Annotated in this window: 15 protein-coding genes and 1 tRNA gene; 10 read left to right on the top strand and 6 right to left on the bottom strand. The window is 31.4% G+C overall.

The features are described 5' to 3' along the window. Positions 1-123 precede the first annotated feature (123 nt). The 4 genes from SJY43_RS10550 to SJY43_RS10535 all read left to right on the top strand — a co-directional run bounded on the left by SJY43_RS10550 (position 124) and on the right by SJY43_RS10535 (position 3,943). A complete protein-coding gene (locus SJY43_RS10550) occupies positions 124-2,358 on the top strand; it encodes a M1 family metallopeptidase (RefSeq protein ID WP_396600702.1) in 2,235 nt (744 codons plus the stop codon). 118 nt (positions 2,359-2,476) lie between these two features. Continuing rightward, positions 2,477-3,103: an SGNH/GDSL hydrolase family protein gene (locus tag SJY43_RS10545; RefSeq protein WP_396600701.1), complete on the top strand. Its 627-nt coding sequence runs from the start codon at positions 2,477-2,479 to the stop codon at positions 3,101-3,103. A gap of 99 nt (positions 3,104-3,202) precedes the next feature. Beyond that, positions 3,203-3,586, top strand: coding sequence for a hypothetical protein (locus SJY43_RS10540; protein ID WP_396600700.1), 384 nt, complete (start codon positions 3,203-3,205; stop codon positions 3,584-3,586). Positions 3,587-3,712: 126 nt separating this feature from the next. After that, positions 3,713-3,943 (top strand): hypothetical protein, encoded by a 231-nt coding sequence (locus tag SJY43_RS10535; RefSeq protein ID WP_396600699.1) that lies wholly within the window; start codon positions 3,713-3,715, stop codon positions 3,941-3,943. Here SJY43_RS10535 and murA read toward each other — a convergent pair whose 3' ends face one another. The 3 genes from murA to SJY43_RS10520 all read right to left on the bottom strand — a co-directional run bounded on the left by murA (position 3,944) and on the right by SJY43_RS10520 (position 6,273). Next, the gene (gene murA / locus SJY43_RS10530; RefSeq protein ID WP_396600698.1) at positions 3,944-5,254 is read right to left on the bottom strand and encodes a UDP-N-acetylglucosamine 1-carboxyvinyltransferase; all 1,311 of its coding nucleotides are present in this window, start codon (positions 5,252-5,254) and stop codon (positions 3,944-3,946) included. A gap of 7 nt (positions 5,255-5,261) precedes the next feature. Then, positions 5,262-5,912 carry a DUF4290 domain-containing protein gene (locus tag SJY43_RS10525; RefSeq protein ID WP_396600697.1) on the bottom strand — a complete coding sequence of 217 codons (651 nt, stop codon included), beginning with the start codon at positions 5,910-5,912 and terminating at the stop codon, positions 5,262-5,264. 67 nt (positions 5,913-5,979) lie between these two features. Beyond that, positions 5,980-6,273, bottom strand: a complete 294-nt coding sequence (locus tag SJY43_RS10520) for a DUF493 family protein (protein ID WP_396600696.1) — start codon at positions 6,271-6,273, stop codon at positions 5,980-5,982. Positions 6,274-6,537: 264 nt separating this feature from the next. On the opposite strand from SJY43_RS10520, the gene SJY43_RS10515 reads away from it, so the two are divergent. The 5 genes from SJY43_RS10515 to SJY43_RS10495 all read left to right on the top strand — a co-directional run bounded on the left by SJY43_RS10515 (position 6,538) and on the right by SJY43_RS10495 (position 11,339). Beyond that, positions 6,538-7,092 (top strand): AAA family ATPase, encoded by a 555-nt coding sequence (locus SJY43_RS10515; protein WP_396600695.1) that lies wholly within the window; start codon positions 6,538-6,540, stop codon positions 7,090-7,092. A gap of 4 nt (positions 7,093-7,096) precedes the next feature. Further along, the gene (locus SJY43_RS10510; protein WP_396600694.1) at positions 7,097-9,001 is read left to right on the top strand and encodes an ATP-dependent DNA helicase RecQ; all 1,905 of its coding nucleotides are present in this window, start codon (positions 7,097-7,099) and stop codon (positions 8,999-9,001) included. A gap of 247 nt (positions 9,002-9,248) precedes the next feature. Continuing rightward, positions 9,249-10,196 carry a methionyl-tRNA formyltransferase gene (gene fmt / locus SJY43_RS10505; RefSeq protein ID WP_396600693.1) on the top strand — a complete coding sequence of 316 codons (948 nt, stop codon included), beginning with the start codon at positions 9,249-9,251 and terminating at the stop codon, positions 10,194-10,196. Positions 10,197-10,384: 188 nt separating this feature from the next. Further along, positions 10,385-10,657 (top strand): HU family DNA-binding protein, encoded by a 273-nt coding sequence (locus SJY43_RS10500; RefSeq protein ID WP_034040429.1) that lies wholly within the window; start codon positions 10,385-10,387, stop codon positions 10,655-10,657. 121 nt (positions 10,658-10,778) lie between these two features. After that, positions 10,779-11,339: a YqgE/AlgH family protein gene (locus tag SJY43_RS10495; RefSeq protein WP_396600692.1), complete on the top strand. Its 561-nt coding sequence runs from the start codon at positions 10,779-10,781 to the stop codon at positions 11,337-11,339. A 21-nt stretch (positions 11,340-11,360) separates the two neighbouring features. Here SJY43_RS10495 and SJY43_RS10490 read toward each other — a convergent pair whose 3' ends face one another. Beyond that, positions 11,361-12,203: an aminotransferase class IV gene (locus SJY43_RS10490; RefSeq protein WP_396600691.1), complete on the bottom strand. Its 843-nt coding sequence runs from the start codon at positions 12,201-12,203 to the stop codon at positions 11,361-11,363. Positions 12,204-12,268: 65 nt separating this feature from the next. Continuing rightward, positions 12,269-12,661: an START-like domain-containing protein gene (locus SJY43_RS10485; protein ID WP_396600690.1), complete on the bottom strand. Its 393-nt coding sequence runs from the start codon at positions 12,659-12,661 to the stop codon at positions 12,269-12,271. A 132-nt stretch (positions 12,662-12,793) separates the two neighbouring features. Between SJY43_RS10485 and SJY43_RS10480 the strand changes: the two genes are divergently transcribed. After that, positions 12,794-12,867 (top strand) — tRNA-Met (locus SJY43_RS10480). A gap of 910 nt (positions 12,868-13,777) precedes the next feature. Here SJY43_RS10480 and rhaT read toward each other — a convergent pair. After that, positions 13,778-14,830, bottom strand: a complete 1,053-nt coding sequence (rhaT, locus tag SJY43_RS10475) for an L-rhamnose/proton symporter RhaT (RefSeq protein WP_396600689.1) — start codon at positions 14,828-14,830, stop codon at positions 13,778-13,780. Positions 14,831-15,226 lie beyond the last annotated feature (396 nt).

The following is a 15,226-nucleotide window of genomic DNA, read 5'->3' as shown; positions in this document are numbered from 1 at the left end:
AACTTTAAAATATAACACGAACAATTTAAAAGTTTATAAAAATTAAAACGAAATTTCTAATTGTAAGAAAGAGAATACTTTATTCATTATATTGTGCTCCATTAACTCTAATTTATTAAAATCATGAGAACATTAACCTGTTTCCTACTCTTTTTTGTACTCCATATTCAAGCTCAAAACCAACCATGGCAAGGTAAGTTTGAACCTATTGATAATATGATTGCTCCCCCAAATACATACAGAACTGCAAGTGGAGCTCCAGGAAAAGCATATTGGCAACAACGTGCCGATTATAGAATAAAGGCAACTATTGATGAAAAAACCAATATATTATCTGGTGAAGAAACTATTACCTATTTTAATAATTCTCCTGATGATTTAAGCTATTTATGGATTCAATTAGAACAAAATGTAAATAAGAAAGAAAATGAAGATTTTGGATCTATTAGAAATAGAATGAGAGATTCTATGACTACTAGGCAAATGCAATTTTTAACAAGAGCTATTGATTTTCCAGCTGGTTATTCTATTAAATCTGTAAAAGACAATAGCGGGAACAATATCAAAACCATGGTTAATAACACCATGATGAAAGTAAAATTAAATACTACCTTAAAATCTGGAGAATCGACTAAAATTTCTATCATATGGTCTTACCCTATTACAGACAGAAGTATGTACTTGTTATCTAGAGAAGGTTATGAATATTTCCCGGAAGACGACAATACAGTTTACCTTATAGCACATTGGTTCCCCAGAATGGCTGTTTATAATGATACTGAAGGTTGGCAAAATCAACAATTTCAAAAATTAGGCGAATTTGCTTTAGAGTTTGGAGATTATGAAGTAGAAATTACAGTTCCTGAAGATCATATTATTGCATCAACGGGCTTACTTCAAAATAGCGAATCTGTTTTATCCAAAACGCAAAGAAAGAGACTAGAACAAGCAAAAAAATCTTTTGATAAACCTGTAATGATTATAACAAAAGAAGAAGCTGAAGCAAACGAAAAACAAAAATCTACAAAACAAAAAACTACAAAACAAAAAACATGGAAATTTCAAGCTAAAAATGTTCGGGATTTTGCTTTTGCATCATCAAGAAAATTTTTATGGGACGCGCAAGCGGTAAAACTACCAACTAATTCGGTTATGGCTATGTCTTTTTATCCAAAAGAAGGCTTGCCTGTTTGGAAAGAATCTTCTACTATGGCCATAATGCACGCTTTAGAAGTATATTCCGAAGCAACTTTTGATTATCCTTACCCTGTTTGTATTTCGGTTAACACCTCTAATATTGGAATGGAATTCCCTATGATTAGTTTTAATGGCGGAAGACCTAAAGATGGAAAAATTAGTGATAGAGCAAAACAAGGTATGATTGGAACCATTATACATGAAGTAGGACATAATTGGTTTCCAATGATTGTGAGTTCAGACGAGCGTAAATGGATGTGGATGGATGAAGGATTAAATACTTTTCTTCACCAAAGAACCGTTGCCGAACGTTACCCAGGTTTTAATAGCGTAACACCAAAAAGTATAGTCCCGTTTATGAGTGGAGATAAAAACATTTTAAGACCAATTATGACAAACTCTGATAATGAGCTTATGTCTCAATTTGGTGCAAATTTTTATAAAAAACCAACTGTTGGTTTACAAATGCTTAGAAACTCTATAATTGGAAAAGAACTTTTTGATGAAGCGTTTAAAGAATATGCAAACCGTTGGAAATACAAACACCCGAATCCTGGTGATTTATTTAGAACCTTAGAAGATGCAACAGCTACAGATTTAGATTGGTTTTATAGAGGTTGGTTTTTTACAACCGATAATGTTGACATGGAACTAAGCCATGTAAAATGGTTTAAGGTTTTTGAAGAAAACGCTAATATTGAAGATCAAAATAGCACTTCGAAAATTAAAATAACTGCAAATGGTAATAATACTGAAACCGAAACAAATGACTTCTCAAACGGTCCCGAAGTTATTACCATGACAACTACACCAGATAAAGCTTATGGTCAGTTTTTATCTAGAATTAACGAGCCAGAAGTTCGTAAGCAAGTGTCAGGTAAAAACATTTATGAGGTAACTATAAAAAACTTAGGAGGTCTTGTAATGCCGGTTAGCATAGAATGGATTTTCTCAGATGGTACTTCAGAAATAGACACTTTACCTTCAGATATTTGGAGAAGAAATGAATATGAAATTCAAGAAACATTTATTAAAGACAAAGAAGTAAGTAAAGTAAATTTAGACCCTAATTTTGAATTTGCAGATGTAAATATGGAAAATAATAGCTTTCCTAAAGTCAATACAGAATCTGACTTTGATAAATTTAAAAATAAGAATTAATGTTAAACTAAATAATTTTACGTTTTCCCTAAACTAATATAGCAGCAATACTAAAATATTTTAAGAACTACTTAAATTAAACTTAAGTGTTCTTTTTAAGAATTTTAAATACAGCTATATGGTTACTCACTTTTTAAAATATATAATTTCAGTCACTTTATTTACATCTCTTGTGTTTTTTGCAGGAGCTCAGAATAGAAATGCTACTCACAACATACTATTTATAGGAAATAGCTTGACTTCTACAAATGATTTGCCATCTATGGTAAAAAAAAGAGCAAGTTATTCTGGTTATAATATAGAGACTAAAATGATTGCTTTTTCTAATCACTCCTTATATAATCATTGGAAAAAAGGAGATGTACAAAAACTAATAAAAAGCAAAAAATACGATATAGTTATTATTCAACAAGGACCTTCATCTACAACTAGATCAAAATCCGTACTCATTGAATACGGAAAAAGATACAGTAAAATTTGCAAAGAAAACAATGTATTATTAGCCTATTTTATGGTTTGGCCAAAACTAGATTACTACGATACCTTTGAGAGTGTTATAAAAAATCACGAAAAAGCAGCACAACTAAATAATGTGATATTATTACCCGTTGGAAAGGTTTGGAAGAAATACTTTGATACAACACATAAGTTTGATTATTATGGATCAGACAATTATAATCCTTCAAAAAAAGGAAGTGAAGCAGCAGCAAAAGTGATTACTAAAATAATAATTCAACATTTATAGTAAAAAAAAACTAATTTATTGTTAAGAATTAACATATGTAAATAATAATTTGTAATTAAATACGTATATTTATAGTGCCAACTAATCAGCCCAACAACTATGAAAAATGTAATTTTTTTCACGTTACTATTTACGATACTAAATATTTCTAGCCAAAACATACCATGTTCGAACTTTAAAACTGGTGAATTCAAATATGTAAATCCGGAATACTCAGAATGGATTGTAAAACGAAATGATTCTATTCAAGTAGAAATAAGTAATAAAACCGGAATAGAAATTTACAGTTTAATAGAATGGAATTCTGATTGTGAATATAAACTTACTTGTAATGGCGTTTTAAATTCTAATAAGAAAAACATAATTGGAAAAATATTTATTGTTTCTATTAAAGAAACTAATCTTGATAGTTATAAATGCCATTTAAAAAGTATGGATCCTCAACTAAAAGATTATGAATTAGAGATGATAAAAATAAAATAGCAAAATATCATAATAAAAACTCATTACATTATTACCACTAAAATCTCATAAAAATACGTAGTAATGCTTATTTCATATCATTGATTTTAAAATTACCTTTACAGTAACCCTTAAAACCAATCAGTTATGATACGCCTTAACTTAAACCCGTCAATCATTAAAAATTTAAATTTTAATAAAGAAGAAGAAACTTTAGAAATAGAATTTAAACGTCATATTAAAACAACCCAATGTATTAATATACCGTTATCAATATTACAAGATTATGTTGAAACAATAAAAGATGGCCACATTATAAATGAAGATCATTGTAAATCAAATTTAACCGTAGTCTACTCTAACTTTAAAGCATCTTAACTAAGAAACACGCTCTATTTTAGCACCAATTGCCCTTAATCTTTCATCTATATTTTCGTAACCACGATCAATCTGTTCTATATTTTGAATCGTAGATGTTCCTTTAGCCGAAAGCGCCGCAATTAATAACGACACACCAGCACGAATATCTGGCGAAGTCATTGTTGTAGCCTTTAAAGTAGATTTATAATCATGCCCAATAACGGTAGCACGATGCGGATCGCAAAGTATAATTTTTGCGCCCATATCTATAAGTTTATCTACAAAGAACAAACGACTTTCAAACATTTTTTGGTGTATTAAAACACTACCTCTAGCTTGGGTAGCAACCACCAAAATAATACTTAATAAATCTGGTGTAAACCCAGGCCAAGGTGCATCAGAAATGGTTAAAATAGAACCATCTATAAAGCTTTGTATTTCATAACCATCTGTATGTGCTGGAATATGAATATCATCACCTTGTCTTTCAACCGTAATACCTAATTTTCTAAAGGTTTCAGGAATCAATCCTAAATCATCCCAAGATACATTCGTAATAGTCAGTTCACTTTTTGTCATGGCCGCAAGACCAATCCAACTTCCTATTTCAATCATATCAGGAAGCATTCTATGCTCCGTACCTCCTAAATTATCAACACCATCAATAATTAACATATTAGAACCAACACCACTAATTTTGGCACCCATTCTATTAAGCATTTTACAAAGTTGTTGCAAATAAGGTTCGCAAGCTGCGTTATAAATAGTTGTTTGACCTTCTGCTAAAACAGCAGCCATTAAAATATTTGCAGTTCCGGTAACAGATGCTTCTTCAAGCAACATATAGGTTCCTTTAAGTCTTTTAGCTTCAACACCATAAAACTGCTCTTCTTTACTATAGCCAAATTTAGCACCAAGTTTTATTAAACCTTCAAAATGTGTGTCTAAACGGCGTCTACCAATTTTATCGCCGCCTGGTTTAGGAATATAACCTCTACCAAAACGCGCTAACAAAGGCCCAACAATCATTATTGATCCGCGTAAACCACGTCCATCAATCTTAAATTGATCAGACTCTAAATAATCTAAATCAACATCATCAGCTTGAAATGTATAGCTACCTTTTGCAAGTTTTTCAACTTTTACACCTAACTTTTTTAATAAACTTATAAGTTTATTAACATCAACAATATCCGGGATATTATTAATAGTAACAAGTTCTGGAGTTAGTAAAACAGCACATAAAATTTGTAATGCTTCGTTTTTGGCACCTTGAGGTTGTATTTTTCCTTTTAGTTGGTGACCACCTTCAATTTTGAATGTTCCCATGCTTTGATTAGTAGCGTTTTCTTTGACGGTTATTAGAATTCTTTTTGTGGTGCGATTTCTTGTTATTGTTATTCGAGTACTTGCTTTTTGTTTTTAATAAACTAGCAGAAGCAGATAAATCTTCTTCAGAATCTTTTAAATTAATTTTTCCATTAGAAAGTTCGAATAAATGATCAAAAATAACGGCATCCTCAACCGTATCTTTATTCCAATTTAAAAAGCACTTTTTCATGTGGTTAGCAATGGTATACTTTAAAGCTTCTTTAAGCTCGCCTTCCTCCCATGTATTAGCCACATCAATCATGGTTTTAATATTGTTTCCGTAAAAACGATATTTCGGGAAATTTTGTGGGTATTCTAAAGGGTCTGGACGCTCTTCATAAATTTCTTTGGTAGGAATTTCATAAGGCGAATCTACATCCAATTCAAAATTAGACATAATAAAAAGCTGATCCCAAAGTTTATGCTGAAAATCTGGAACATCCCTTAAGTGCGGTTGCATATTACCCATTACGGCAATAATAGCCTTAGCTACCTTATTACGTTCTTCTTTATTTTCAAGTGTTTTAGCATGATTAATCATTTTTTGCATATGGCGTCCATACTCAGGAATAATTAAATGTTCACGCTCTGTGTTGTATTCTAAATTATCTATCAAAATAAATGTGTAGAGTTTAAGGTTTTTGCATGTAGTTTTCTATGCATGCGCAAAATACGAAAAAAAACTAAAGACTAATCACGCCCTCAACCTTTTCTGCAACTTCTTTGTATTTATTAATCACAGCGTCAGGATTTTTCATTCTTACATGAATAGAAATACTAGTATATTTCCCATTCTTCGACTCTTTAGTTTCGATTACAGCACCCAAATGGTTAAAAATAGATTCAATTTGTTTTATCTTTTCTTTATCAGAAAGAACAATAAATTTATATAAATATTCCGTTGGCCAAAGCGCAGTATCTTCCAGCTGGCCTTTTAATTTTTTGTAAAATTCATCAGAATTTGGAGGTGTGCTCATAGTATAAAAATAAAGTGCAAATATACGGCTCTAAAACACATTTTAAAATATATAGTATTATTATTTGGGCGCTACCCAAAAGGGTCGGGCTTTACGCTGCAAGTCCGCGCTTCGTTCCTTCGCTGTGGGCTTTCCACTTCAATCCCTAGCGCAGGCCACCAGCCAACAAAAAGCTAAGTCAAAACCAAGGTCTATTTGCAATAGTTAGGCATCCACTTTTTTATCAACATTAAAATTCCGATTTTTACAGCAAATAACACAAATTTGAATACTAAAAAAATTGTAATAACTGGTAGTGCAGGCACCGGAAAAACTTCGGTGATAGATAACTTAAAATCAAAAAACTATTATTGTTTTGATGAGCTAATTAGAACATTAACATCAGAAGTTAAAGACGAGGTCGATGCATCAAACCATATTTCTAACCCTATTGTTTTTGCTAAAGACCCATTAGATTTTAATACACGGTTACTTAACGGCAGATTAGAACAATACAAACAAGCAGAAACCTTAAACAAATCCTTATGCTTTTTCGATCGCGGCATTCCAGATGTCTTAGCGTACATGGATTATTTCAAGCAAACCTATCAACCCGTATTTACAGATACCTGTAAAGCGCACCTATATACAGATGTTTTTTTATTACCGCCATGGAAACAAATTTATAAAACCGATTGTGGAAGATTTGAATCTTTTGATGATGTTTTGCAAATACACGAACATTTAAAGAACACATACAAAAGTTTAGGCTACAACATAACCGAAGTGCCGTTTGGCACCGTAGAAGAGCGAACCAACTTTATTCTAAACACCATTTAGGTAAGTGGAACACCCCATTAACATATTAGAACGCTATTGGAAATTCACCAGTTTTAGGCCGCAACAAGAAGCTATTATAAACGCCGTTATTGCTGGCGAAGATACTTTTGTGTTGTTACCAACTGGTGGCGGAAAATCTATGTGTTTCCAAATACCAGCATTAGCAAAAAAAGGTATTTGTATTGTGGTGTCGCCCTTAATAGCGTTAATGAAAGACCAAGTTTTAGCCTTAAATAACAAAGGCATAAAAGCCATGGCCATTACCAGCGGTATAAGTTATAAAGATTTAGATACCCTATTAGATAATTGCATTTACGGCAACTATAAATTTTTGTACCTCTCGCCAGAGCGTTTACAGCAAGAGTTAGTACAAGATCGTATTAGGCAAATGCAAGTAAATTTAATTGCGGTAGACGAGGCACATTGCATCTCGCAATGGGGCAGCGATTTTAGACCAGCATATAAAAATATAACGTTGTTAAGACAGTTGCAACCAAGTGTAAATGTGGTCGCCTTAACAGCATCGGCAAAACCAGAAGTTGTACAAGATATTGTAACCGAATTAGATTTTATAAACCCCAAAATATTTAAACAATCGTTTTATAGGCCAAATTTGGCGTATATGGTTTTTCACGAAAACGATAAATATTACAGGCTAGAAACCATATTAAAAAAGTACAGCGCATCTTCTATAATTTATGTTCGAAATAGAAAGTCTACGCTTGATGTTAGTGCCTTTTTAAATTCAAAAAAAATTTCAGCCACGCATTATCACGGCGGGCTATCAAATATTGAGAAAGACCAAAACATGACGGCTTGGTTACACAACCAAAAACAAGTTATGGTGGCTACCAATGCCTTTGGTATGGGTATTGATAAACCAGATGTAAAAACCGTAATTCATCTTAATTTACCAGAAAGTATAGAAAGTTATTTTCAAGAGGCTGGTCGGGTTGGCAGAAATGGCGATAAAGCTTTTGCAGTAATACTTAAAAACGACAGCGACAAAGCACTTGTAAAAAACCAATTTTTAAGTATTTTACCTCCTGTAAGCCTAGTAAAACAAGTGTATAGAAAACTGTGTAACTATTTTCAAATTTCTTATGGAGAGGGCGCGTATTTAACCTTCGATTTTGATTTTAATTCCTTTTGTAAAACTTATAAATTCAACTCCATAACGTGTTATAATGCCCTTTTAATATTAGATAGAAATAGCATTATTACCTTATCAAAACAATTTAAAAATAAGGTAAGCGTACAATTTATAATATCCAACAAGGCCTTGTTTAATTATTTAGAAACCCATAAAGCATTTGGTATTATAGTGAAGTCTATTTTACGACTTTATGGCGGTGCTTTTGATCATGTTACAAAAATAGACCTTAATAAAGTTGCTGAAAAAGCTGGAGTTTCTGAAGGCAAAATAACACACATTCTTCAAGAATTAGAAAACGACGAAATTATTACTTTAAATCTTGCTAAAACTGATGCTCAGGTTACTTTTATAGAACCTAGAGAAGATGATAAAACAATAAATAGAATTTCGAGAACCATAGAGCAACAAAACAAATTGAAACAACAGCAAGTAAAAGCTATGTTGGATTATATTGAAAACGACTCGGTTTGTAAAAGCATACAGCTTCTCTCCTATTTTGGAGAAAAAGATGCTAAAAATTGCGGCATTTGTTCGGTTTGTATTAAAACAGTAAAAAAGAAAAAACCAGAAGATTTAAATACATTAAAAAAACGCATCATCGAATTGTTAGAAAACGGGGACAAATCATCTAGAGTTATGCTAGAAAATTTAAATTGCGACCCAGATACATTTAAAAGCGTTTTAAAATTATTATTAGAACATGAAGTTATTGGCATTACGCCAACAAACACCTATAAATTAAGTCATTTATAGTTAGTAGTAAAAAAAAGTTTGTTTGTCATCCTGAAGGAGGCATGAATAGGAATCTAATTATTATAAGGTTTCTCTTCGCTATGTCGAAATTGACAACAGACACTTAAATATTTATAGAATTAAACTGGCATTAGCAAACAAGTGCGTTAGGGATTGCAGAGGAAAGCCCACAGCCTGACGAAGGAAGTGCGAGGACTTGCAACGTAAAGCCCGACCCTTGTGGTAACGCCAAAATAAATAAAGAGAAATGAAAGATTTAAGGATTGTTTTTATGGGAACGCCAGATTTTGCTGTGGCTACTTTAAAAACATTAGTAGAGAACGATTATAATATTGTAGGTGTTATTACGGCACCTGATAAACCTGCTGGGCGCGGAAGAAAACTTAACGAGAGTGCTGTAAAACAGTATGCAAAATCTAAAGCGTTAACCATTTTACAGCCAACAAACCTAAAAAATGAAGGGTTTCTTGATGAATTAAAAGCCTTAAAAGCAAATTTACAGATAGTTGTTGCTTTTAGAATGCTACCTAAAGTAGTTTGGCAAATGCCAGAATATGGTACGTTTAACTTACACGCTTCGTTATTACCTAGCTACCGTGGTGCGGCACCAATAAACTGGGCTATTATTAATGGTGAAACTAAAACAGGAGTTTCTACATTTTTTATTGATGAAAAAATTGATACTGGAGATATGATTCTTCAAGAAACAGTAGACATTAAACCAGATGAAAATGCAGGTACACTTCATGATACGTTAATGGAGATTGGTAGCAAATTGGTTTTAAAGACTGTTGGTTCTATTAAAGATGGAACTGTTGAAACTGTTCCGCAGACAGAAACTAAAGACATTAAAACGGCTTATAAGCTTAATAAGGACAATTGTAAAATTGACTGGAAGGAGCCTATAGATAATATTTACAACCACATTCGTGGATTATCGCCTTATCCTGCCGCTTGGTGTACTTTAATTAATAATGAAGACACTTTGGATGTTAAACTTTATAATGTTGAAAAAGAACTCGAACCTCACAAATTAGAAATTGGTAGTATTATTTCGACAAAAAAAGAATTAAAGGTTGCAGTAACAAATGGTTACATAATTATAAAAGAAATTAAGCTTCCTGGTAAGCGAACCATGGATGTAAAATCTCTTTTAAATGGATATGCTTTTAACGAAAACGCTAAAATGCTCTAAACCCTTATTATTACTCATTTTACAAAAATATCGACGAAAAGCACCGCCTTTATTAACAAATGTTATAAGTTATCAACAAAACGACGTTTTTCCCTTGCTGTTACTTGCGTGGTTGCATAATCCGTATAAATTTGTAAAGGATTTAACAAAAATGTTTAACCGATTTATTAATTATTAAAATTTATATTATGAACAAAACAGATTTAATCGACGCAATGGCAGAACACGCTGGAATCACTAAGGCAGCTGCAAAAAAAGCTTTAGAGTGTGCAATTATTGAAATTGAAGGTGCTTTACAAAAAGGTAACAGAGTTTCATTAGTAGGATTTGGTTCTTGGTCAGTTTCTAAAAGAGCTGCTAGAGAAGGAAGAAACCCTCAAACTGGTGCAACAATTAAAATCAAAGCAAAAAACGTAGTAAAGTTTAAAGCTGGATCTGATTTATCAAGTGCAGTAAACTAATTATTTACTTCTATTATATTAAAAAAGCTTCCATTATTATGGAGGCTTTTTTTTTATATCTCCTCTAAAGACTTGCTTATTTAATAAATAAATATTAGATTTAATTATTAATTGCCCAAATATGGTAACATCAAAACCCAAAAAAGGAGATTTATTAATTGCTGAACCTGCAATTATTGGAGATGTATCTTTTAATCGCTCTATTGTTTTACTTGCAGACCACTCTAAAGAAGGTTCAATTGGTTTTATTCTTAATAAACCTCTAGAATATAATATTAATGACTTAATACCTGAGGTTGAAGCCAAGTTTAAAGTTTATAATGGCGGGCCTGTAGAGCAAGATAACTTATATTTTATTCATAAAATACCCGCTTTAATTCCTAACAGTATCGAAATTTCTTTAGGCATTTATTGGGGTGGCGATTTTTCTAAAGTTGCCGAACTAATAAAAAACGATACCATTAAAGAGAATGATATTAAATTTTTTCTAGGCTATTCTGGTTGGGAAACTAGCCAATTAGAAGAAGAACTTAAAGCCAACTCTTGGGTTGTCTCTAAAAACACTTACAAAAAAGATATCATAGAAAAAGACTATGAAACGTTTTGGAAAGAAAAAATGTTAGAATTTGGTGGCGAATACAGTATTTGGTCTAATGCGCCAGAAAATCCAAGTTATAACTAATATTTAATACTTCGTATTATATTAAGCTAATCGGATTTTTACATTTAGTTTTTGAAGTAATACTTTAGAAACGGTATTAGCAAACATCTTTTTTCTGTATTTACTAACTGGCTGAATACCTGTAATAACATTAGTTATAAACATTTCGTCTGCTTTTTGAATTTCGAACGGTGATATAGATTCTTCTAACAACTCGTATTCTGGTAACGCTTTAATTATAGCTGTAAGTTGAGTTCGCATTACACCTTTTAAGCAACCATCATTTAAAGGAGCTGTTTTAATGGTATTTCCTTTTACTAAAAACACATTGCCGTTAAGTGCCTCTACAACATGTTTATTTGTGTTTAACATTAAGCAGTTATGTAAACTATTCTCTTTTGCATAAATACTTCCAACAACGTTTAATGCTTTATTATTTGTTTTTAAGGTAGATAGTAAACTTGGCGACACATAATAATCTTTAAACAAATCTACTTCATAAGGCGCATCATTTATCAAGTAAAAATCTTCTGAAAAAGGGGTTAAAGAAATCAAAAAACTAATGGCATTGGTGCTTGGCGTATATAAACCTCCTTCATTTCTATGAACCTGTAATTTAACACGAGCCGTTGCTTTAGTTAGTGCATTGGCTGTTAATGTGTTTTGGATTTCTTCTTCCAAATACTCCATGGTAAAATTCATAGGGATTTCCATACGCATAATACGCATCGAGGCCATTAACCTAAAATAATGGTCTTCCCAAAATAATAGTTTGCCACTTACAACTTTTAAAGTTTCAAAAAGTGCGTCGCCATAAGCATAGCCTCTATTTTGAGTTGATATAATTGTATTTTCTTCTAAAAGTGATCCGTTAAAATTTATCATAAAAAATCCCGCTTTCGTTATTTTGAAAAGCGGGACAAATATAATTTAAAATATACTATTTAGAGTTAAGCAGAACCTAATACTTGTTTTAAACTAGATATTTGATTGGTCCATAACATTTTTGCTTCATCTACCTCATCGTCTTCAGCAAAATCCGTAACCATTAATGATACGTCTTTTGTAATTTCATCTACTTGAATTCTAATTTCAAAATAACAAGACAGACCATCTTCTTCATCTTCAAGCCATCTAAATTTAACACGCTCTCCACTTTTTTTATTTAATAGTTTTGCTTGTTCTTCACTACCATCCCAAATAAAGGTAAACAGTTCGCCTCGAGAGTTTACGTTATCTGAAAACCATTCAGATAGCCCTGATGGTGTAGAGATATATTGATATAATAATTGCGGCGAAGCATGAATAGGAAATTCAATTTCAAACTTAACTTTATCGTCCATAAGTGTGTTTAATATTAATGATGCTCAATATATACATTAATTGATAAGTTTAGCAATAAAATTTAATAATATTTTCCTGTAGTTCTGTTTGCTTAGTACAATATTGTTTTTATATTTGCAGCCTTAAATTATGGCGAGGTAGCTCAGCTGGTTAGAGCGTCGGATTCATAACTCGGAGGTCGGGGGATCGTGCCCCCCTCTCGCTACAAGATTTAAAAAGAAAAACCCATGATATGAATCTTGGGTTTTTTGTTTTAATTCAATAAATAATGTTTTATAAAAATCCTAACTATTCTATTATTTTCAATAACTTTTATTAATTAACAAAATAACACTAATAAACTACGACTTAAAAAAGACGTCTTTACGCAAAATCACTCATCTTCTTTCATCCAGAACAGTGTAGATGCAAACCAGAGTATAGTTCCTATTAACATAAACGTTTTCATATTGGATTCTTCTATTTTACCAATAAATGAAAGTATGCCTACTAGCAGTATCAAAATTCATAGTGAACATAAATATTAAATTTAACCACTAAAACTAATACATTCTGCCATTATTTGTAGGCTAATTCAATAATCAATGAAATTAAAAATAAATAACGAATTAGACTACAAGATTGTATTGAAAATTGAAAAAAAATAATTAACTAAAGCTATATAGTTTAGTTCGCAATACTTTAAGGGATTCCTTTTAAAAGTATACTAAAAAAACGCGTAGAAGTTTCTTTATAAAATAGAAGAATGCCTATTACTGTAATTTACTTCTTATGCTTACCTAAACGGATTTTTTTATTTTGTATCAGAATTAGGACTAAAAATAACAAGAAAATTTTATTTGAAGTAGTATTATAATTATGATTACAAAAATTTTCATATAACAAATGATAGAAGTAAGTATTTATATTTTTTAAATTTTGTAAACATTTTTAGATGCTGAAACAAAACCAACAAAAAGAATATATTAAATAACCACGCAGGAGGTGTTAAAAATTATAAATACGCATTAAATATAATGCCATACATATAATTTTATAAAGCCAATAGCCCATTTATCTTAATAAAAACGGTGTTTTATTAAGATAAATGGGCTATTGAATTACAAATTTTTACATTAAATAGAATTACCAATTCCAACCAAAACAACAGATAAAAGAATCACTATAATTCCGGCTGTAATGGTATATTTAGTTTTTTTAGCAACCCCTTTCCATTCTTTACGGTAAATACCCCAAAAGTTTGCTGTTAAGATAATAGTAGACATATGCAAAATCCATGAACTTGCACCACTACCTAATTTACTTTCACCCATTCCGTAAAAAAAGAATTGTAAAAACCATATGGTTCCTGCCAATGCAGAAAATATAATATTGTTACGAATTGGTGTACTTTTATTAGTAAAATCTTTATAAGATTTGTTTTTAATACTTAACATGGTTGTCCAAACTAAATTGGTCACTAAACCACCCCAAAGAATAACAACAAAAGTAACATTATTGGCAAATAAATGATCGTAACCTGCTTCTACAGCGGCATCTGCTAAAGGTTTACCTGCTTCAATTCCAAAACTAAAAAAAGAACTTAAAATACCAGAAAGTACAGCTACAATTAACCCTTTTACTAAATTAAATTCTAATACACTTTCCTTTTTTTGTTCATCTGTTAACTCATTTTCTTTCATAATTCCGGCTTTCCCAGAAAGACCAATACCAATTAAACAGACTAAAACACCTAGTAAAACTAATTGACCACCAGAAGACCCTAACATATCTGTAAAAGATACCTTTCCTGCCTCTGGATAAAAATTATAGTATATAGAAGGTACAACAGCTCCAAATGCAGCACAAAACCCTAAAACTACCGAATTACCTAAAGACATACCTAAATAGCGAACACCAAGCCCATAGGATAATCCGCCTACACCCCATAATAATCCCATTAAAAAGGTAAAACCAACAATAGTACTAGAACCCGCAGAAATAATATCCATAAATCCTGGAACGGTTAAATAGGCCGCTAAGGGTGGCACAATTAACCACGACATTAAACCACCAACCATCCAATAGCTTTCCCATGCCCAACCTTTAACTTTGTTAAAAGGCATATAAAAACTCCCCGAGGCAACCCCTCCTAATGAATGAAATAATACTCCTAATATTGCTTGCATAATTTTGTGTTTAGTTTTTTAACAAATTCTTAAATATCGCATATTTAATTATTTCACTAGTTTATCAATTTTATTTACAACATGCTATTTAGCAATGGTATGTTGTAACAAAGTACTTGCTTAAATTTTTATAAGTAGAATGCTTTATCCTGTTTATAATAAGCAACGCTTATTCGTGAAATATTAAAAATATTTGATACGAAAATAAACTTTGAAGATTAAGACTCTATCCTGTACTGTAGGGTTAATAAGCTTTAATTATTATAATAGTTTACAAATAGTCTAACACTTTATTATTTTAATGTTTCGTAATAATTAAGAATTAAAGAGAATACTTATAAAGGGAAACAATTTATTTAATCACCTTTACAGGTCAGAACAGGACAGATAAAACAC

Source organism: Algibacter sp. R77976, assembly GCF_044594645.1.
Taxonomy (GTDB): Bacteria; Bacteroidota; Bacteroidia; order Flavobacteriales; family Flavobacteriaceae; genus Algibacter_B.
This window is presented reverse-complemented; position numbering and strand designations above follow the sequence as displayed.

Excerpts from the sequence above, each read along its gene's own strand:
- SJY43_RS10550 (WP_396600702.1), top strand. The coding sequence starts at position 124 with ATGAGAACATTAACCTGTTTCCTACTCTTTTTTGTACTCCATATTCAA.
- SJY43_RS10545 (WP_396600701.1), top strand. The coding sequence starts at position 2,477 with ATGGTTACTCACTTTTTAAAATATATAATTTCAGTCACTTTATTTACA.
- SJY43_RS10540 (WP_396600700.1), top strand. The coding sequence starts at position 3,203 with ATGAAAAATGTAATTTTTTTCACGTTACTATTTACGATACTAAATATT.
- SJY43_RS10535 (WP_396600699.1), top strand. The coding sequence starts at position 3,713 with ATGATACGCCTTAACTTAAACCCGTCAATCATTAAAAATTTAAATTTT.
- murA (WP_396600698.1), bottom strand. The coding sequence starts at position 5,254 with ATGGGAACATTCAAAATTGAAGGTGGTCACCAACTAAAAGGAAAAATA.
- SJY43_RS10520 (WP_396600696.1), bottom strand. The coding sequence starts at position 6,273 with ATGAGCACACCTCCAAATTCTGATGAATTTTACAAAAAATTAAAAGGC.
- fmt (WP_396600693.1), top strand. The coding sequence starts at position 9,249 with ATGAAAGATTTAAGGATTGTTTTTATGGGAACGCCAGATTTTGCTGTG.
- SJY43_RS10500 (WP_034040429.1), top strand. The coding sequence starts at position 10,385 with ATGAACAAAACAGATTTAATCGACGCAATGGCAGAACACGCTGGAATC.
- SJY43_RS10495 (WP_396600692.1), top strand. The coding sequence starts at position 10,779 with ATGGTAACATCAAAACCCAAAAAAGGAGATTTATTAATTGCTGAACCT.
- SJY43_RS10490 (WP_396600691.1), bottom strand. The coding sequence starts at position 12,203 with ATGATAAATTTTAACGGATCACTTTTAGAAGAAAATACAATTATATCA.
- SJY43_RS10485 (WP_396600690.1), bottom strand. The coding sequence starts at position 12,661 with ATGGACGATAAAGTTAAGTTTGAAATTGAATTTCCTATTCATGCTTCG.
- rhaT (WP_396600689.1), bottom strand. The coding sequence starts at position 14,830 with ATGCAAGCAATATTAGGAGTATTATTTCATTCATTAGGAGGGGTTGCC.